The organism is Aliiglaciecola sp. SL4, from assembly GCF_041538045.1.
Taxonomy (GTDB): domain Bacteria; phylum Pseudomonadota; class Gammaproteobacteria; order Enterobacterales; family Alteromonadaceae; genus Aliiglaciecola.
In genome coordinates, this window is sequence record NZ_JBGOSE010000007.1 from 13,369 (window position 1) to 32,543 (window position 19,175).

The following is a 19,175-nucleotide window of genomic DNA, read 5'->3' on the forward strand; positions in this document are numbered from 1 at the left end:
TTTAAACACGTTAAATCACTCCTAAGAGTTCACATCATGTTCAAGTGCCTATGTTTGTTTATGTTGCTATTTGGCAGTACTTGCCAAGCACAAGAGCACATCATCTCTAAAGGAGTGAGTTGGCTAAATAGTATAATACCTGAAACGACCAAAATTGAGTTTAATAAACTACGTATAAAATTTGATGGGTGTCGACATCGAGAATATGAGTTGAGCTTTGTGCATCCCGTTAATCAGCGTTTATCATTTGAAGGGGGCATGAGCTATGCAAATGGTCGATTAGAATGGGGTATCAATAATCAAAAAATTAGTCTCAAACGATACGCATTATTGCCCCGTTATAGCCTGAGCCGAGAAATGAGTTTCAGTGCTGGTGTGATATTGCAATCTGCTCCTGAATTTAGAACGTCCCAAGGGCTGGAATTAGCTTTACCTAAAAGTAAAATCTTCAAAATAAGCAGCCGTTTTAAAGGCGTAAGAGATGACCACCAATTGGATATAGCATTGAGTAGTCATCATTGGGAGGCGACGGGCGAGTTTGGGACGCTATTTAACCGAGATATGATCGACAATCAGGTTAACGTTAATTATTCAGCGTTTTTCTAACTTTAAGAATGGGATTAAATCACTGCTCCTTTGACCACTTCTTGACGTAAATGTGCAATATCACATAATAACTTAATGTTACTGAAATCCTGTTTGTCGATTTGAGTTACACAGGTATTTTCAATTCCAGCACGTTCTAAACTAGCCTCATCAATCTGCAAAATATGTTGCAGAATATAGCGCAATACTAAACCATGGGTGATTACCATTAAACTCTTTTCTAGTTCGTTAGCCTGCTTAACAATTTGTTGCCATGCAAGCTCCACACGCTGGCCAAATTGTGGCTGACTCTCACCATTTTCAGGATGATAATCGGCGGCTAAAAAGTCAAAATCAATTTGTTTCCAAGGCGTTCCCCTGAGCGCACCTAAATTCCGTTCCTGTAATAGTTCAGTTAAAACCAATTCGCAGCCTAACAGCTGCTGCAAAGGTTTTGCGGTTTGTTGGGTACGAGTATGATCACTGCACAATATTCTTGAAATTTCATGATTTTGATAAGCATCAGCCAATTCTTGTGCTTGCAGATGACCATGGGCAGATAATGGCGTTTCCGGTGTTTGTACAATGCGATTCCGGTTACCGTCTGTTTCACCGTGGCGAACTAGATAAATAGACATTAGTTAGCCCTTACCTTATGCAAAAACAACGGTTTTGTTTTTGTGAATGAGCACTCTGTCTTGCAAGTGATAACGAACGCCATTGGCTAACGCGGCTTTCTCACAGTTTTTTCCTTTACGAACCATATCTTCGGCAGAGTCACTGTGGCTAATACGGATTACCTCTTGCTCAATGATGGGCCCTTCATCTAAATCTTTGGTTACATAGTGACAGGTTGCACCAATCAATTTTACGCCTCGATCATAGGCTTGTTGATAGGGTTTAGCGCCAGCAAATGAGGGTAAAAAGCTATGGTGAATATTAATGGCTTTGCCCGCTAACTTTTGACATAGGTGGTCGGGAACAATTTGCATAAATCGCGCAAGGACAGTGAGGTCCGCCTGATACTCTTCCAATAAAGCTTCAACTTGAGCAAATGCGACTGCTTTGTCTTGATTTTTAAAATCCACCCAATGGAAAGGTACTCGATACCAATCAGCAAATTGTTTCATCTGAGGGTGGTTGGCTATGATGCAGGGGATTTCACATTCCAATTCGCCACTATGCCAGCGGTGCAAGATATCGATGAGACAGTGGGATTCATGGCTAGCAAGCAAGGCTACTTTTTGCTTTTGCAATGAGTCAGAAACTTTCCATTTCATTGAAAATTGTTGTGCAATAGGTTCAAACGCTTGTTTGAAACTTTCCAACGTCAGTTTTAAGGTGTCAGTTTTTATTTCGTGGCGCATAAAAAAGCGACCAAGTTTAGCATCTGTATGATGGCTTGCTTCGACAATAGTGGCTTGCTGATCAGCTAAGAACTGACTTACAGCGGCGACTAATCCCACTTGATCTGGACAATCAATTACCAGTCTAAAGGTTTGTTGCATGAATAAATTACCCTCTTAAAATCGAACTCACTACTAATCTTCTTATTGTGCTGCCGGAATAGGCCCGAGGTAAAGCATTTATTGGAATTACATAAAAGTTTATCGAGGGCGAATGGAAGGCGAAAGGAACCAACTCTGCCGAATAGGATATTGCACACCATTTTTTCCACTTACTGACTCAAATAAATGTAATTGTCCGATCTTCAACTCAAAGTCCGGAGCAAACAGTGGAGCCGGAGGATTACTTTTAGCGTTTCGGACTAACGTAACATGAGGAATATACTCTCTAATTGGTAAATTTAGTCCTGCTTGTTGGGAAAATTCAGTTAAGTGTTTGTTGATCTGCAACATTTGTTGCGGTATTCGCGTTCCGCCCAACCATAAAATCTTGGGTTTCGACCAATAACCTAAGGTATTAATTTGCAGGTTAAAGTTATGAAACTCGCTGTCCTGTATGGCACCACAAAGGTGATCTAATTGCTGCTCTTTAACTTGTCCTAAAAATACACTGGTGATGTGAAAGTTTTTAGCAGGAACAGCACGTTCAAACTTAGGCAAGGCTTTGTCACGCCAATCATCTAATGCAATTTTTGATTTGGCATCTAAATCAAATCCTAAAAAGTAGCGCATTGAAACTCCAGCAGCGATAGAATGAGCTGATTATAGAGGATTTTTGGTTTGACTGCGTGTTACCTGTAGAAACTTGCTGGCCAGCATTAGAAAAAGAGATAGAAGATCAAGATGTGATATTAGTCGCTCCTCCTGGCGCGGGTAAATCCACCTACTTGCCATTAAAACTGCTTCAACACCCTAAATTTGCAGCTCAAAAAATTATTATGCTACAACCACGGCAAATCGCCGTTACCTCGATTGCTGCCTATTTATCTGAGCAGTTAGGTGAACCTGTAGGTCAAACTATTGGTTATCGCATGCGAGGCGAATCGAAAGTAAGTGCTAACACTAGGCTAGAGATTGTGACCGAAGGTTTGCTTACCCGTCTGTTGCAAAACGATCCTGAATTAGCCAATGTGGGATTGATTATTTTTGATGAGTTTCATGAACGCAATATACATTCTGATTTTGCCTTAGCTCTATGTTTAGAAGTGAAACAGGCAATCCGTGATGACTTACGATTGTTAGTTATGTCTGCGACTTTAGATGCGGCTGCGGTGACAAAGTTATTACCGGATGCCAAACAGCTAGAAAGCCTTGGCCGCAGCTTTCCGGTCGCCGACCATTATCGACCAAGAACGAAAAGCCCTTTGGAACAAGATGTTTTTCAGGTAATTCGAGAGGCTGTGGATAGCCATGAAGGCGACCTATTAGTCTTTTTGCCCGGGGCCAGACAAATACTGGCTACACAGCAACTTTGTACAGATTATTTCGCTAAATATCATGCGCCAGAGATTGAAACTCATACTTTGTTTGGTCAACTGGATAAACACAAACAACGTTTAGCAATTCAACCCGCTAAACAAGGGCGACGTAAAATTGTGCTAGCTACGAATATTGCCGAAACCAGCTTAACCATTGACGGTATTAAAGTGGTAATCGATTCGGGTCTAGAGAATGTTGCCAACTTTAATTGGCAGCGACGTATACAACAACTGTCCATGAAGCAAATTTCTAAAGCCTCTGCGATTCAACGGGCTGGACGAGCCGGGCGATTGTCGCCAGGTGATTGTTATCGATTGTGGTCGAAGGAGACTCAGCAACGTTTGATTGCTCAGCGTGCGCCGGAAATATTAGAAACGGATATTAGTGGTTTGTATTTGGATGCAAAAGTTTGGGGCAGCGAGTTATCTGAATTACCTTTATTGGATCATCCAACGTCATCACAACTTGATTACGCAAAATCAGTGTTGTTGTTGTTAGGTGCTATTGATTCTTCCAACAAACTAACAGCTCATGGTAGAGCACTGAACAGTTTTGGTTGTCACCCAAGATTAGCCGGACTATTGGCGCTTAGTCAACAAGGAGATAGCTTCCAAAAAACACTCGCCTGTTTATTGGTAGCTTTACTCGAATTTAGACCCATCAACGAGCTACGAAGGGAAACAGAATTACGACAACATTTAGTATTCCTTATTTCTAACCCTTCGCATCCCATTTGGGTCCAAGGGAAACGTTGGGCAAAACGCATTGGATGTTCTTGTGATAGTCGTTCAGTGAATCTAGAAAAGGGTAAGTTAAGTCAATTACTAAGTTCAGCTTATCCGGATCAAATCGCTCGATTGCGGGATAATGGTGCTTATCAACTCGTCAATGGAACTGGGGCAAAATACTATAATCCTAATGCGCAATCCGCTGCTATGTTGAGTAAATGGATTATAGTGACCAAATTAACCGTAGGTGAGCAAGCCGATGCCATTATTCAATTAGCCGAACCCATTGATGAAGCGCTGGTTTTTGGTCTATTCAAAGACCATTTTGAACAGCAGTGTGAATACACTTGGTCGCAAACCTTAAATAAAGTTGTGGCGCGAGAAAAACAGAGCTTCGGCGCAATAATTTTACGAGAAAAACAAGTCGAAGCCGCCGACCCCGCAAAATGCGAAGAAATAGTGCTCGACCAAGTCAGACAACAAGGGCTGTCGTTTTTAACTTGGCACGATAGGATATGGACATTCATTCATCGAGCAAGTTTAGCCCGTAAAGTCGAAGGAGATTGTTGGCCTGATTTTTCCGAATCCACTTTATTAGCAGAGCTTGAACAATGGTTGCAACCCTTTCTTGATGGCATAGAGAATGCCACTAAGCTACAACAACTGGATTGGTCAACAATTTTGAAAACGCGATTAACTTGGGATCAGCAGCAATATTTACAAAAGCATTATCCGGTTAAAATAAAGGATGCAACTGGACAAGAATGTAAACTAGTATATTCAGCTGATGGTCAAGTTGAAATGCAAGTGAAAATGCAGCACATGTACGGCTACGATAGTTCTCCCAGTGTCGCCAATGGCAAAGTGCCAATCACCCTAACTTTATTATCACCAGCCGGCAGACCATTGCAGAAAACCCAAGATCTTACTGGATTTTGGCAAGGTAGTTACGCCGATGTTCAAAAAGAAATGAAGGGGCGTTATCCCAAGCACTTTTGGCCTGACAATCCCGCAACAGCGCAAGCAACCACCCGAGTTAAGAAGTATATGTAGTTTTAACTTGTTCTGGCGATGATTTGCGGAAATTAATTTATCTGTAAATTCATCTGTTTAACATTTTACTCACATATAATGCTGGAGGTGCGTATAAATTAACCGATACAATAGAATGATGTTGAACACGGCTTGCCCTTTCTGGGCTGTGTTGGTCACTAATAGGTAGCAAACATGCAAACTATCCACTTTTTCCAGCGCTCAATCTTAACCATTTTTTATATTCTAATTACCTTTAGCCTTTCGAATGCAGATGCCAAGTCTAAGCATGATCTAACTATTTCCCACGTAAGCGAAGCGCAGTTTAATTTTTTAAAAATAGACAGTGAGAATTCTCAAACTAGGTTGGCTTTAAATACCAACTCAGAGGAACGAACATTTAGTTTAGTCGAGAATAATCAACTTTTATCAGCAAGTTTGAGGCTCAAATTACATTCTACGATTGCTTTGTATAAAGGAAAGCTGGACGGTTCTGAAAATTCTTGGGCCAGATTCAGTTTTGTTGAAGGAAAACTTAGTGGGGCATTTTATGATGGTCATGATTTATATTTCGTGAATTATAAAAAGCAACTCGAGGCTGAATTAAATTTGGTCGACACCCTTAGTGAACGCACTAATGATTTGGTGGTTTACAACGCAAAAGACGTGAGTCATAGCGCTACTTGTGCTCTTGACAATCATGCAATTCAATCTGCTTTTAATTATTCCAGTTACATCGACGAACTAGCTGAAATGGCAAGTGAAATGGCTTCTAAGGAAATTTTAGTCTCACTGGTAGCGGATGCCGAGTTCGAAGCTGGAGATCCCCTGGACGCGGCGACGGAAATGCTCATCGAAATGAATGTAGTTGATGGTATTTTTTCAGAACAAGTAGGCGTTCAGGTTACCGTGGATGATATCCGCGTATTAGAGGATAACGGCACATTAACCATGACGGATGCCGAAGATTTAATCGTGGCTTATCGCACCTACGTTGCCGTGAGTTATAATAATCCAGGTCTAAGTCACTTATTTACAGGAAAGGATTTAGATGGAGGGACAATTGGTATCGCCTATGTTGGCGCTATTTGTAATAGCTACTCAGTGGGTGTAACTCAACGTTTCGGCTCTAATACTGCACTAATTACTGCCCATGAAATAGGGCATAACTTTGGTGCTCCCCATGATAATCAATCGGGTTCGGCCTGCGCCGCAACTAATGGGGGCTTTTTAATGAACCCAAGTATTAATGGCAGTGATCAGTTTTCAGATTGTAGTTTGTCGCAAATGGATGCATTGGTCAGTTCTGGAGTCTGTCTTGCTGATATATCCCCTCCATTAATTATTTCTACTCCTAATACAACTGCAACCTCTGGAATAGCTTATCAATACGATGCCGATAATCGAGTTGATGCAGAAGGTTCTGAGCTCTTAACATTTAATTTGGATTATGGTCCAGAGGGAATGACTCTCTCTGAAGATGGGCTAGTTGCATGGACGCCTACGTCCAGTCAGCTAGGAGTTAACTTAATTCAATTTAGTGCAAGCAATGATTATGGAACAGATATACAAAACTTTGAAGTTGAAGTGACAGAAAATCCTTCAGGTGAATTTTTAAACTTCAATGATTTACCTTACTCTTCATTCACTAGTGATCAAGATATAGAGGGGGTTGTGACTATTGATGACGCTGGTTCGAGTATAACCCTTCAAGGTAATCGATGGATTAAAGTAAGTTTAAACTATGAAATTCAACCAGATACAGTATTAGAGTTCGATTTCATCAGTACATCATTGGGTGAAATTCATGGTATTGGATTAGATAATGATAATCATATGGAAGAAGCTAGAACATTTTCATTGGCGGGCTCGCAAACGTGGGGAATAAATAGTACAAGTTATACAGAGCTTGGTGAAGTACAGCATATATCTATTCCGGTTGGGCAGTTTTATACTGGTAATGTTCAGTATCTCTATTTTGTCATGGATAATGATGTAGAAAACTCCACAGCCAACGGAACCTATTCAAATGTCACAGTATACAACTCTGCCGACGATGATGCTCCACCCACTGAATTCCTTGATTTAAGTCAGTTCACCATCTCCGATTTTGACCCTACACAAAATCCCGTTGGTTCAAGCTTTAGTGATGTGCTCGATGGGGGAGAGACGTTGCAGCTGCAAGGTAATTTATGGAGGAAAATTGATATAAATCAAGTTATTACGGAAAATACAATGATGGTCTTTGATTTCAAATCTACTTCACAAGGGGAAATTCACGGAATTGGCTTCTATTCTGATAACTTAGCAGATGGCACTAAAGCCTTTCAATTGTATGGAACTCAAACCTGGGGGGTAAGTGACTTTAGTTATTCAGGCAGTGGTGAGTATCAGTCATTTACTATTCCTGTAGGCCAATATTTTGAGGAGGGTATATATCCGTATTTAGTATTTGCAATGGATAACGACATACCAGACTCTGTTGCTAACAGTCATTTTAGTCGTATTTCTATTTTTGAAAATACCGATGAAGAGCCCATCCCAAGTGAAGGGTTAAATTTCAATGAATTAGGTATTTTTGATTTTGATCCCAGTCAAAATCCAGAAGGTGATGGTACGCTGACGATTTTAGATTCTGGTTATACATTGCAACTTCAAGGAAACTTATGGCAGAAAGTAGCAAGCCCTACAATTATAACTGAAGACACTGTTTTAGAGTTTGAGTTTAAATCAACAGCAGAGGGAGAAGTTCATGGTATTGCTTTTACCAGTGATGAAGTCGTAGATGAAAGTTTAACCTTTCGTTTGTTTGGAACCCAAATTTGGGCAAATCACGACTTTCAATATACTGGAGATGGGGAATATCAAACCTTCGTCATCCCCATTGGGGAATACTATACCGGTGCCTTTTCTTATATCGTTTTTGGAATGGATAATGATGTAGAAAATCCAAATTCAAATTCGGTTTTTAAGAATGTTGTGATTCGGTAAGTTAACTGAGTGTTGGTCAGTCACTATTTGTTGATAGAGCATCGGCAAGTAGTGACAACAATATCCAAATATTGTCATATTTTTGGAATACTGGTTTGAGCCAACTCGTCGGCACTGATAGACTGCTTATCTAAAAACAACCCCAACAAAGATCCTCTTAATCAACCATGTCAGTAGCTCAAAAATTGAACCCCTTACCTTGGTTTCGCAAATATTTCTGGAAAATGTTTCTGGTGTGTATCGTTGCTATGACCGCATACATGGTTTACTTAGACGCAGTGATTGCCCATCAGTTTTCTGGCAATAAATGGCAAGTGCCGGCGCAAATTTATGCGCGCCCATTAGTGTTAAGTTTAAAAGAGGAAATTACCAGTAAAGAAATTATTGAAGAGTTAACACTGTTGGGATATCGACGGGTAGCTAACGCCAGCCGAACAGGGGAGTATCAATACAGTAACAATCATTTTGAAGTGTATCGTCGGGCTTTTCATTTTCCCGATGGTTTTCAAGGGGAAACAGCTCTTTCGTTAACCGTAAAATCAGGCCGTGTAGCAAGCATTGTTAACCTTAACAGCGGTAAACAAATCAGTAGCTTTAGGTTAGAACCATGGCTAGTGACACGCTTGATTAGTGACGGCAAAGAAGACCGTATGTTGGTATCTCTTGGACAAGTTCCTAAAGAGTTGGTTGAAGCGCTGGTCTTGGTTGAGGATAAGGATTTTTATGAGCATCATGGAATTGCTCCCCTTTCCATTTTAAGAGCCTTGATAGCAAATATTTCAGCCGGGCGCGCTGTGCAAGGTGGTAGTACCCTAACTCAGCAATTGGTCAAGAATATGTACTTAACCAATGAAAAGTCCATAACCAGAAAAATCAAAGAAGCCTTTATGTCCATACTAATCGATGCTCGATATAGCAAAGATCAGATAATGGAAGCTTATTTAAATGAAGTGTTTTTAGGACAAAGTGGGAATACCGGTGTACACGGCTTTGGTTTAGCAAGCTACTTTTATTTTGACCGCCCGCTGAACGAGCTTAACTTAGAAGAGATGACTACTTTAGTCGGTATAATTAAAGGCCCCTCTTACTACAACCCAAGACGTCACCCTGAACGTGTTTTGGAGCGACGTAACCTGGTGTTGAGGCTGATGTTTGAAGGTGGAAAAATTAATAAGTCGACCTTTGAAACATTGTTGGACAAGCCAATTCAAGTGGCCACAGGCGCAACGCTGGTCAAGGGTAAACATCCCGCCTTTATGGATAGAGTGGGGCGTGAATTACACACTATTTTAGATAATCCAAATATTCGTGACTCGGGGGTGAAACTGTTCACCACCCTTGATTCAAATGCACAACGTAAAGCAGAGTCGGCACTAGCAGGTGGCATAATAAGTATCGAAAAACAGCGTAAATTAAAAAACTTGCAAGCCGCAATGGTGGTAACTGACATTGATAGCGGTGAAATTCGTGCAATGGTTGGGGATCGTAAAACAGGCTTCAGTGGTTTTAATCGGGCGTTAGACGCTAAACGTTCCATCGGTTCTTTAGTTAAACCCGCAATCTACATTACTGCTTTAGAGCATCCAGAAGAATATAACTTAGCCACTCCTTTGTTCGACAATCCCATTCAATTACCTAGTGAAGGCGGGGAAACGTGGGAGCCGCAAAATGCCGATAAAAAGTTTCGTGGTCAAGTTCCCTTGTATACTGCATTAACCCAATCCCTCAATGTTCCCACTGTAAGTTTAGGTATGGAATTGGGATTAGATAATATAACACAAACACTTAAACGCCTTGGCGTAACTGAACCTATTACCCAATATCCTGCATTGACTTTAGGTGCCCTTGATTTATCGCCTATTCAGGTTAATCAAATGTACCAAACCATTGCTAACAATGGCGTGCAGATCCCTCTTCATACTGTGAATGCTATTATGTCTTCTGATAATCAGTTGATGTACTCCTTTGATGCCCCAGAAAAAAGAATTATCGATGAAAAAGTCGCTTATTTAATGAATTATGCTCTGCATAAAGTGACCTTAGAAGGCACCGCCAAACAAGTTCGCCGACGTTTTCCTACTATCAATATGGCGGGTAAAACAGGCACAACCGATGACTACCGTGATAGCTGGTTTAGTGGTTATGACAAAAATATCTTAGTTACCAGTTGGATTGGGACAGATGACAATAAGAGTACTGGATTAACAGGGGCCAGTGGTGCATTGAGTTTGTTTTTAGATTTTCAGGCCCTGCAAGCGCCAAAGTCACTGGTTCGGCGTTTTCCAAAAGGTTTAGGTATCGCCCATTTTAATCCACAAACCGGAAGAGCCACCCAAGCGGGCTGTCAGACCAGTATGAGTTTGCCTGCCATATTAGAAGTGCTGCCCAAACGAGCGGATAAATGTGACACCAAAAACCCAAAAATTCAAGAGCGTAAAAGCTTTTGGGAAAGACTGTTTGGAAATTAGGTTTACAAGCTTAATGAGCCAAAAGGCGGTTAATTAGCGTCTATCTTTTGGCTTAATGGGCTTTTTGACATGCTTATCGATGTAAGGCTCAAAATCTTGAGATTTACTGCAATCCATAGTGCTTCCAGTGGTATATTGTAAAACCGTGAGCAGTGTTTTATTTACCGCTGAACTGCAATCTACCCGGATAGTATTTTCCTCCATCAACTTTTCATCTTCGGTTTTATAGGGATCAAATTTAGGTAAATTCAGATCCGGTGATTCCCTTTGTTGACGATAGCGCTGTGCTTCTTGTTCCGCCATGCGTTGATTGGCTTGTGCCGAGTGATCTAATAAATGTTTTTGGGCTAAATTACGAGAGGTCGCAACCGGCGTCTCTTCGTCAGATTTGCCTGGATAATCAATCGAAGGTAAATCTTCACGTCTAGTGTCATTTTCTATGGTGGGTAGCTCGGGGGTAACAGGTTCAACGATATCAGGTACATCCTTTGTCTGAACCTCTTGTTCCGCGGGTATCGTTTCTGGGGCTTCGTCTACCACTACCTCATCGACATGAAGCTCTTCAACCACGGGGTTACTTTGTTCTATTTGTTCTGCTGGAGGTTCAGGTAATTGTTCCGCAGCGTCAGTTTCAACGGTATTTTCCTGCACTTTCGGTGGGGTAAAAAAGATTAATTTAGCATTGATAGCAGAGGTTTCCTGCTCTACTTTTGCAGGAACCTTTATGCGCTGTTGAGACAAAATCCACCAACCGATTAAAACGTGAGCAAGTACAGAAATAAGCAGTACTTTTTGCAAAGAGTGTTTTTTCGTTTCTGGGGGAATATATTGTTGGCGGTCAAAATCCAAGGTGCGCGCTATCCAGCATATTTATTGTCTAATTGATTCGACAGTAGACTTGCCGCGTCTCTTTTAGTTCCCTATTAGCAACGCTTTTCGATTATTGTGAATCTATGCACCATTTGTGTGCGAAATTTGCCTTTTGCTCGCTATTGGTGCTTTAATTGTAGGTTCAATCCATTTTTTCTAATCTAAGTAATTGATTTTTATGCGTAAACATTAGTGGCATAAGACTTGTTTTAGGAATAGAGCGTTTCAATAAAAACAAAATTAAAATATCGGGAGTAACACAATGAAATTAGTAACTGCGATAGTTAAGCCTTTCAAGCTTGATGATGTTCGCGAAGCCATTTCAGAGATTGGCATTGATGGTTTGACTGTCACTGAAGTTAAAGGCTTTGGACGTCAAAAAGGTCATACCGAATTGTACCGTGGTGCAGAATACCAAGTTGACTTTTTACCAAAAGTTAAATTGGAAATTGCGGTGCAAGACGATCATGTTGAACGTTTAGTTGAAGCTATTGTTAGCGCAGCAAAAACGGGCAAGATTGGAGACGGAAAAGTATTTGTATATGACTTAGAGCATGCAGTACGTATCCGCACGGGTGAAACTGACGGCGAAGCCATTTAAGCAGCAGGGCAGGAGAAAATCATGGAAATTACATTTGAGCTTGGGTATGCACTAGATACCTTTTACTTTTTGATATGTGGCGCATTAGTCATGTGGATGGCTGCTGGTTTTACCATGCTAGAAGCCGGTTTAGTGCGTGCTAAAAACACCACTGAAATATTAACTAAGAATATTACCTTATACTCTGTAGCTTGTATCATGTATATGATCTGCGGTTATTCAATCATGTACGGTGGCGGTGAATTCACTTTATTCCTTGATGGAATAGTTGGCGATGGTGCTACTGATGTAGCTGAACCAGCAACTTATGCCCCGTCAGCTGACTTCTTCTTCCAAGTAGTCTTTGTTGCTACAGCAATGTCAATCGTTTCAGGTGCGGTTGCTGAGCGTATGAAATTGTGGTCGTTCCTTGCTTTTGCAGTTATCTTGACCGGGTTTATCTATCCTATGGAAGGTTCTTGGACTTGGGGTGGCGCATCTGTATTCGGAATGTATACCCTTGGCGACTTAGGTTTCTCTGACTTCGCTGGTTCGGGTATTGTTCATATGGCTGGTGCAGCTGCTGCTTTAGCAGGTGTATTAGTACTTGGTGCTCGTAAAGGTAAATATACTGCTGACGGTAAAATCAACGCGATTCCTGGTGCGAACTTACCTTTAGCGACTTTAGGTACATTCATTTTATGGATGGGGTGGTTCGGTTTCAACGGTGGTTCTGTTCTAGCGACAGCTACCGTAGAAAGTGCTAACGCTGTTGCCGTGGTATTTATGAATACCAACGCTGCTGCTGCAGGTGGCTTAGTTGCTGCTCTTGTTCTAGCTCGCGTGTTATTCGGTAAAGCTGACCTAACTATGGCCTTAAACGGCGCATTAGCTGGTTTGGTTGCGATTACTGCAGAACCTTCAACGCCAACTCCTCTACAAGCTACTTTATTCGGTGCTTTAGGTGGTATTTTGGTTGTTGGAAGTATTGTTGCTTTAGATAAAATGAAAATTGATGATCCAGTTGGAGCTATCTCTGTTCATGGTGTGGTAGGTCTACTAGGACTTCTACTAGTACCTTTTACAAATGACGGTTCTTCATTCTCTGGTCAAATCATTGGTGCACTAACTATCTTTGTATGGGTATTTGTAACCAGCTTGGTCGCTTGGTTAATCCTTAAAGCTATCATCGGTATTCGTGTAAGCGAAGAAGAAGAGTTTGAAGGTGTAGATATCGGCGAGTGTGGTTTGGAAGCATACCCAGATTTCACCGGTGGCCGTTCTTAATATCTAATATTTAAGGGAACAACTAGGGCGATAAAGAAATAATAAGAACAAAAACAAGAACAAAAACAATAACAAGGTCCTAATGTTGTTAAAAAGTCAAAACCCCGCTTACTAGCGGGGTTTTTTATTGCACGAAAACAAGCCATTCACCTACTTCTTCAACTCACTCTAAGTTGTTGATTAATACCTATGTGGAACTACATGGCGTTAAGTTGTAATATCTCTGATGATCCGGAAATGGATGATGAAGTGAGCTTTTTAGAGGTTAAAGAAGTCACTATAGACGAGAACAAACCCGAGGGCAGCGTCGATCTTGAGGAAGCTTATGAATAAGGATTAACGGTTAGAAACGAAATTTATTTGCTAGTTTCTATATTTTCTTTAAACCAGCGGGCGCACAGCGTATCCTCTAAGGCATCTAATAGTATAAAAGGTGGTTTAATGAGATTTCTGCCGTGTATCTTCGCTTCATTAATTGTATTTAGTCAATTCAGTTCAGCCTATGACCGTATTACTGGTGAAACCTTTGCTTCTCGCTCTGAGGTGATAGCCACTAATGGTATGGTTGCCACCAGCCAGCCATTGGCTACCCAAGTCGGGTTAGATATTCTTAAACAGGGCGGAAATGCCATAGATGCAGCCATTGCTGCCAACGCTATGTTGGGGTTAGTCGAGCCGACAGGTAATGGTATTGGTGGAGATTTATTTGCGATTGTGTGGGATGCTAAAACCAAGCAACTTTACGGGTTGAATGCGTCAGGTCGTTCTCCTCAATCCCTCACGCTTGAATACTTCAAACAAAATGACATGGAAAAAATTCCTTCCCATGGCCCGCTACCAGTTTCCGTTCCTGGCGCCGTTGATGGTTGGTTTGAGTTGCATGGTAAATTTGGCTCATTACCTATGACCGAGATTTTATCACCGACAATTGATTATGCGAAAAAAGGCTTTCCTGTCAGTGAGCTCATTGCTTGGTATATGAATCGCAGTGCACCGATTCTCAGCAAGTATGAGGGATTTGCTGAAACTTATATGCCCTATGGGGCAACACCGAAAAAAGGAGAAGTGTTCGTTAATCAAAATTTAGCTGTTACTCTTGAAAAAATCGCTACTGGTGGCCGAGATGCATTTTACAAAGGCGATATTGCCCGAACTATAGCGGCATATATGAAAGAGCAAGGTGGATTTTTGAGTTATGAAGATTTAGCCAGTCATACGTCAACTTGGGTGGAGCCGGTATCGAGCAATTACCGTGGATATGATGTGTGGGAATTACCACCCAATTCTCAGGGCATTGCGGCGTTACAAATTTTAAATATGCTTGAGCAATTTGACATCGAAGGCATGGGTTTTGGCTCAGCTGAATATATACATACTTTTGTGGAAGCGAAAAAACTCGCCTTTGAAGATCGTGCCAAATATTACGCCGACCCTGCATTCAATGATATTCCCACTGACTGGCTGATTTCCAAAGAATATGCGCGACAAAGATTGAAATTACTTGACCAACAACGCGCATCTAAGCGCATCGATGCTGGACTTAATGAAGGTGATACTATTTATCTCACCACGGCTGATAAAGAAGGTAATATGGTGTCCCTTATTCAATCAAATTATCGTGGTATGGGCTCGGGCATGACACCCACTGGCTTGGGCTTCATTTTACAAGATCGTGGCGAGTTATTCTCGTTGCAAGAAGGTCACTTTAACCTTTATGCACCAGGCAAGCGTCCGTTTCACACCATTATACCGGCATTTGTAACTAAAAATGGTAAACCGTGGTTGAGCTTTGGTGTGATGGGAGGCGGCACACAACCGCAAATGCATGCGCAAATTATTATTAACTTAATTGATTTTGGGATGAACTTGCAAGAAGCGGGTGATGCACCAAGAATATTGCACAGTGGCTCTAGTCAGCCCACAGGCACCTCAATGACCGATGGCGGTTATGTGAGCCTAGAAAGTGGTTTTTCCGCTAAAACTCGACGAGAGTTAGTACAAAAAGGGCATGTTTTACGAGATGTGTCGGGAAGCTATGGTGGTTATCAAGCTATTCTCAGAGACCCTAAAACTGGCGTATACTTTGGCGCTTCTGAAAGCCGCAAAGATGGGCAGGCATCAGGCTACTAATGCCATTTTTATTGCTAAAATACTTAAATTAAAAGAACAAAAAAATATGACTGAACCTCAAAAAGGCATTTGTGCGGAACCTAATTTACACGCCCAATACCTGATGTTTAACGTTATCGATGACGATGCGCAAGTTATACGTGCAAAACTCGCACATATCCTCAACATATTTGAACACTATGATGAAGAACATTATGAAGCCATGGTATCTGGTGTAATTGCCATAGGAAATAGTTATTGGACCGATTTATATCCAGGCTTAATTCCCATGGAACTTGCTCCTTTTCCGGATATGGAGTGTGATGACCGCAATGCTCCGGCAACACCTTGTGATTTATTTATTCAAATTCGCGCTGACCGTGCTGATGTTTGTTTTGCCATCGGCAGTGAAGTGTGTGAATTACTTAAGGGACACGTGGAGTTATTTGAAGAAGTTAAAGGCTTCCGATATTTGGACGGTCGCGACTTAATTGGTTTTGTTGATGGGACAGAAAACCCCAAAGGTATGCACAAACGTAAAGTGGCCATAGTAGGGGATAAAGACCCTGATTTTGCTGGTGGCAGTTACATTCATATTCAACGCTATCGGACTCACATGGACCGTTGGCAAAGACTACCGGTTAAAAATCAAGAAGACATTATTGGCCGCACTAAAGAAGACAATGTGGAATATGCCAGCGAAGATAAACCCGCGTTTTCTCATGTCAAACGTTCGGGAATTAAAGATGCCCAAGGTAACAGTCTAGAAATTTTACGCCAGAGTATGCCCTATGGCGATATGGTGGTGAAAGGGCTGTTTTTTGTATCCCTAGCGAATAGTCCAAAACCCTTTACGCAGATGTTAAGCAGCATGGTATTTGGTGACGAAAATGGCGTTTATGATAGATTGTTAGACTTTACCGTGCCAGAAACCGGCGCTGCATTTTTTGCACCTTCTTTAAACTTTATTAAAGGTAACAAAGATAAGTAAGAGGGGAAGGTAAAAAGAGGTTGATAACTAAGGTGTCGAACAGAAAGTCGACACCATCAAGTGCTATGATAATACTCTTTTGTTTTTAGTCGCACCAACTTAAATACTGTCATTTGATTTAACCCAGAAGTAAGTTGATAGCCAGTGCTTTAGTTTGAATCTAAATTAGCATCCAATCTATTTGCGAAAGGTTTCTTAGAAAATCCCATCCGTAACGCCCCATAAGCTAACATAAGAAAGGCAATGCTGATGGCCACCATAGCCGCAAATACCTGTTGTTCGCCGTTAAATACATTGGCTGTAACTAATACCACTGAAATCACCACAACAAACACGGAAATGATGTATTTCGCATGAGACTTTATGATCTCAGATTTGCTTTTGTATATGGCTACAATAGAAAGTAACGCAATTAAGGGAATAATGATCACCTGCTGTAGCGCGAATATAGCAAGCAAATAAGCGCCCAATCCCATGAGTTTTAAACGTTTTGCAGCCTTCATAATAATCACCTTTGTTTGGATTTTAATCAGGATGTCATTGGCAACCGTAGCAAACAATAAGACATAGGTCGTAGGCGGGAGCTTTAGCCCCGAGAATGTGTTTGGTTTTTCCATGGCCTAAAGGCCATGCTACGGGGGAGCTGTAGGCGGGAGCTTTAGCCCCGTGGTTGTGTTTGGTTTTCCATGGCCTAAAGGCCATGCTACGGGGGAGCTGTAGGGGGGCGCTTTAGCCCCGTGGTTGTGTTTGGTTTTCCATGGCCTAAAGGCCATGCTACGGGGAGCTGTAGGCGGGTGCTTTAGCCCCCGAGGATGTGTTTGGTTTTTCCATGGCCTAAAGGCCATGCTACAGGGGAGTTGTAGGTGGGTGCTTTAGCCCCGTGGTTGTGTTTGTTTTTCCATGGCCTAAAGGCCATGCTACGGGGGAGTTGTAGGTGGGTGCTTTAGCATCTGGTTGTGTTTGGTTTTTCATGGCCTAAAGGCCATGCTACAGGGGAGTTGTAGGCGGGCGCTTTAGCCCCGTGGTTGTGTTTGTTTTTCCATGGCCTAAAGGCCATGCTACAGCCCCGCCCAAATAACAACTAATCTATTAAATGGGTATTGTCCCGTTGACGCAAAGCCCCATGAATAGATATCAACGCCCAAATCACTTCTAAGGTGAGTACCGGATAATTTTTATCCATCCATAACTGCGGCGTTAATGCCAATGCGGCATACACATTTAAATACAAATAGGTTTTTTGCGTCATTTTCTGAGCGCAAAATAACAAATAAGCAGCGCCAAAGACTAAAGCGGATGTCCAACCTAAAAAGCGAATGCTCAATTCAAATTGATAAAACAAACCGAAAAGAGCGGCAACCCACATACAAGCCACTGTAATTGCCATCATTCGAAATGTAAGCGGGGTATTTTTTAACGGGATATTGAGCAGCAATAACAAACTAATAACTGCCCAAAAGCCATTTATGACAACGGCTTGCCATGAAGAGACCAATACCGAATTGATTATCAGGCTAGTGGCAGCTATTAAATTTCCAGCATAATAAACCCGTGGAGACCAGTTCGTTACCAAAGACAGATAGGCGTGGTTGAGTAAATATAAAACCGTGCCTATCCAGCCTAAACCTATAATAATCATGGTTCTAACTGAATATGCATGTTTTTAACCCGCAGTTCTTTTCCCACATGGGGACCATTTAAAATAACTACGTTGCTGGTTTCCATCATATTCTTGTAAATTCGATCTGAATGGGACGGATTTAAAATCTTTGAACTCCATTGCAGAACTATCACCTTGGTACCGATGGGAATTGTGTAGTAATCAATACTGCCGTTTTTGTTGGTAAATTCGCCTAAAATGGCAGGGAAACCTTCAGATGTCACTAAGGTCGCCAAATCTACTTTTTGTTGTAGGTTTTGAGTGGGTTGAAGTTGCGCGTCTTCACCATTTAAGCGCATGGTGATTGCCTGATCAAATTTTTCAATGAGAGCCTTACCTTCAGGCGTTTTACTGGCAATAATGTGTAGACTGGATTCGTCTTTCACATTGTCTACGGGAATAATTAACTGCTTTTGCTCGTCGTAGCGGGTATCCAATAAATTATTCATTACCCCTTCGGTCATAGGCAGTATTTGTACTTCATTGTTCAATAGTGCGATAAGTGCATCTTCTTCGGTTTCGTATTGTTGTGCATCGGTCACGATATTATCGATTTTTTCACCATAGCTGTAACCGGCCACTTTGGCTATCTTGAGGGATTCTAAGTTGTTGTTGGCTAACTTAGAAGACACAAAATGACGATTAAAATAAAGTCGACTGGTGAGGTAAAATATAGGTTTAGAGTAGTAGTGTTTTTCAGCCCTTTTTTGGGTATAAAAATAGGGGTAACTAAGATGCGCTTTTTGCTTCTCTAATAACAAGGCTGCGTCACGATAGGGCACATAACGCCAGTTAATGTTGACTTGTGCATAGGCCGCTATGGTATCTAATACTTTCGCCGCCCGTCCCATTGGCTCACTTTGTGGATTAATATAGGGAGCCCAAACATCTGTTAGTACTTCAATTGAGGCGTCTTGTGCATAGCCTCTTGCGGTTTGAAACGTGGCGCTTAAAAGCAAAGCCATCAATAAGAATAGTTTCTTGCCCAT

At 41.5% G+C, this 19,175-nt stretch carries 16 protein-coding genes; 9 read left to right on the forward strand and 7 right to left on the reverse strand.

Going from position 1 to position 19,175, the window contains the following annotated elements; translation table 11 throughout:
• Positions 1-36 precede the first annotated feature (36 nt).
• Positions 37-606 carry a hypothetical protein gene (locus AB6T38_RS11635; RefSeq protein ID WP_372547476.1) on the forward strand — a complete coding sequence of 190 codons (570 nt, stop codon included), beginning with the start codon at positions 37-39 and terminating at the stop codon, positions 604-606.
• A gap of 14 nt (positions 607-620) precedes the next feature.
• Here AB6T38_RS11635 and AB6T38_RS11640 read toward each other — a convergent pair whose 3' ends face one another.
• The 3 genes from AB6T38_RS11640 to thpR form a co-directional block, all read right to left on the reverse strand.
• Positions 621-1,223, reverse strand: a complete 603-nt coding sequence (locus AB6T38_RS11640; protein WP_372547477.1) for a histidine phosphatase family protein — start codon at positions 1,221-1,223, stop codon at positions 621-623.
• 15 nt (positions 1,224-1,238) lie between these two features.
• Positions 1,239-2,093, reverse strand: a complete 855-nt coding sequence (purU, locus tag AB6T38_RS11645) for a formyltetrahydrofolate deformylase (protein ID WP_372547478.1) — start codon at positions 2,091-2,093, stop codon at positions 1,239-1,241.
• 99 nt (positions 2,094-2,192) lie between these two features.
• Positions 2,193-2,723 (reverse strand): RNA 2',3'-cyclic phosphodiesterase, encoded by a 531-nt coding sequence (gene thpR / locus AB6T38_RS11650; protein WP_372547479.1) that lies wholly within the window; start codon positions 2,721-2,723, stop codon positions 2,193-2,195.
• A 56-nt stretch (positions 2,724-2,779) separates the two neighbouring features.
• Here thpR and hrpB point away from each other — a divergent pair, with 56 nt between their 5' ends.
• The 3 genes from hrpB (at position 2,780) to mrcB (ending at position 10,689) form a co-directional block, all read left to right on the forward strand.
• Positions 2,780-5,251, forward strand: a complete 2,472-nt coding sequence (gene hrpB / locus AB6T38_RS11655; protein ID WP_372547480.1) for an ATP-dependent helicase HrpB — start codon at positions 2,780-2,782, stop codon at positions 5,249-5,251.
• A gap of 174 nt (positions 5,252-5,425) precedes the next feature.
• Complete coding sequence (locus AB6T38_RS11660; RefSeq protein ID WP_372547481.1) at positions 5,426-8,221, forward strand: M12 family metallo-peptidase; 2,796 nt, start codon at positions 5,426-5,428, stop codon at positions 8,219-8,221.
• A gap of 167 nt (positions 8,222-8,388) precedes the next feature.
• Positions 8,389-10,689 carry a penicillin-binding protein 1B gene (gene mrcB, locus AB6T38_RS11665; RefSeq protein ID WP_372547482.1) on the forward strand — a complete coding sequence of 767 codons (2,301 nt, stop codon included), beginning with the start codon at positions 8,389-8,391 and terminating at the stop codon, positions 10,687-10,689.
• 33 nt (positions 10,690-10,722) lie between these two features.
• On the opposite strand, the gene AB6T38_RS11670 is transcribed toward mrcB, so the two are convergent.
• A complete protein-coding gene (locus tag AB6T38_RS11670) occupies positions 10,723-11,538 on the reverse strand; it encodes a hypothetical protein (RefSeq protein ID WP_372547483.1) in 816 nt (271 codons plus the stop codon).
• 283 nt (positions 11,539-11,821) lie between these two features.
• Here AB6T38_RS11670 and glnK point away from each other — a divergent pair, with 283 nt between their 5' ends.
• The 5 genes from glnK (at position 11,822) to AB6T38_RS11695 (ending at position 16,526) form a co-directional block, all read left to right on the forward strand.
• Positions 11,822-12,160, forward strand: coding sequence for a P-II family nitrogen regulator (gene glnK, locus AB6T38_RS11675; protein ID WP_216048856.1), 339 nt, complete (start codon positions 11,822-11,824; stop codon positions 12,158-12,160).
• 21 nt (positions 12,161-12,181) lie between these two features.
• Complete coding sequence (locus AB6T38_RS11680; RefSeq protein ID WP_372547484.1) at positions 12,182-13,426, forward strand: ammonium transporter; 1,245 nt, start codon at positions 12,182-12,184, stop codon at positions 13,424-13,426.
• A 201-nt stretch (positions 13,427-13,627) separates the two neighbouring features.
• Entirely contained in the window at positions 13,628-13,759 is a 132-nt protein-coding gene (locus AB6T38_RS11685; RefSeq protein ID WP_372547485.1) for a hypothetical protein, read from the forward strand.
• Between the two features lie 108 nt (positions 13,760-13,867).
• Positions 13,868-15,556: a gamma-glutamyltransferase gene (gene ggt, locus AB6T38_RS11690; RefSeq protein ID WP_372547486.1), complete on the forward strand. Its 1,689-nt coding sequence runs from the start codon at positions 13,868-13,870 to the stop codon at positions 15,554-15,556.
• 46 nt (positions 15,557-15,602) lie between these two features.
• Complete coding sequence (locus tag AB6T38_RS11695; RefSeq protein WP_372547487.1) at positions 15,603-16,526, forward strand: Dyp-type peroxidase; 924 nt, start codon at positions 15,603-15,605, stop codon at positions 16,524-16,526.
• 149 nt (positions 16,527-16,675) lie between these two features.
• Here the strand turns inward: AB6T38_RS11695 and AB6T38_RS11700 are convergent, their stop codons facing one another.
• From AB6T38_RS11700 to AB6T38_RS11710, 3 genes are all read right to left on the reverse strand, one after another.
• The gene (locus tag AB6T38_RS11700) at positions 16,676-17,029 is read right to left on the reverse strand and encodes a hypothetical protein (protein WP_372547488.1); all 354 of its coding nucleotides are present in this window, start codon (positions 17,027-17,029) and stop codon (positions 16,676-16,678) included.
• Positions 17,030-17,607: 578 nt separating this feature from the next.
• Positions 17,608-18,165: a hypothetical protein gene (locus tag AB6T38_RS11705; protein ID WP_372547489.1), complete on the reverse strand. Its 558-nt coding sequence runs from the start codon at positions 18,163-18,165 to the stop codon at positions 17,608-17,610.
• Positions 18,162-19,175: a substrate-binding periplasmic protein gene (locus AB6T38_RS11710; protein ID WP_372547490.1), complete on the reverse strand. Its 1,014-nt coding sequence runs from the start codon at positions 19,173-19,175 to the stop codon at positions 18,162-18,164. The genes AB6T38_RS11705 and AB6T38_RS11710 overlap by 4 nt, the downstream gene beginning before the upstream one ends.

Bases quoted from the DNA above. Each gene is read 5' to 3' on its own strand.
- AB6T38_RS11635 (WP_372547476.1), top strand. From the start codon at position 37: ATGTTCAAGTGCCTATGTTTGTTTATGTTGCTATTTGGCAGTACTTGC.
- AB6T38_RS11640 (WP_372547477.1), bottom strand. From the start codon at position 1,223: ATGTCTATTTATCTAGTTCGCCACGGTGAAACAGACGGTAACCGGAAT.
- purU (WP_372547478.1), bottom strand. From the start codon at position 2,093: ATGCAACAAACCTTTAGACTGGTAATTGATTGTCCAGATCAAGTGGGA.
- thpR (WP_372547479.1), bottom strand. From the start codon at position 2,723: ATGCGCTACTTTTTAGGATTTGATTTAGATGCCAAATCAAAAATTGCA.
- AB6T38_RS11660 (WP_372547481.1), top strand. From the start codon at position 5,426: ATGCAAACTATCCACTTTTTCCAGCGCTCAATCTTAACCATTTTTTAT.
- mrcB (WP_372547482.1), top strand. From the start codon at position 8,389: ATGTCAGTAGCTCAAAAATTGAACCCCTTACCTTGGTTTCGCAAATAT.
- glnK (WP_216048856.1), top strand. From the start codon at position 11,822: ATGAAATTAGTAACTGCGATAGTTAAGCCTTTCAAGCTTGATGATGTT.
- AB6T38_RS11680 (WP_372547484.1), top strand. From the start codon at position 12,182: ATGGAAATTACATTTGAGCTTGGGTATGCACTAGATACCTTTTACTTT.
- AB6T38_RS11685 (WP_372547485.1), top strand. From the start codon at position 13,628: ATGGCGTTAAGTTGTAATATCTCTGATGATCCGGAAATGGATGATGAA.
- ggt (WP_372547486.1), top strand. From the start codon at position 13,868: ATGAGATTTCTGCCGTGTATCTTCGCTTCATTAATTGTATTTAGTCAA.
- AB6T38_RS11695 (WP_372547487.1), top strand. From the start codon at position 15,603: ATGACTGAACCTCAAAAAGGCATTTGTGCGGAACCTAATTTACACGCC.
- AB6T38_RS11700 (WP_372547488.1), bottom strand. From the start codon at position 17,029: ATGAAGGCTGCAAAACGTTTAAAACTCATGGGATTGGGCGCTTATTTG.
- AB6T38_RS11705 (WP_372547489.1), bottom strand. From the start codon at position 18,165: ATGATTATTATAGGTTTAGGCTGGATAGGCACGGTTTTATATTTACTC.
- AB6T38_RS11710 (WP_372547490.1), bottom strand. From the start codon at position 19,175: ATGGGCAAGAAACTATTCTTATTGATGGCTTTGCTTTTAAGCGCCACG.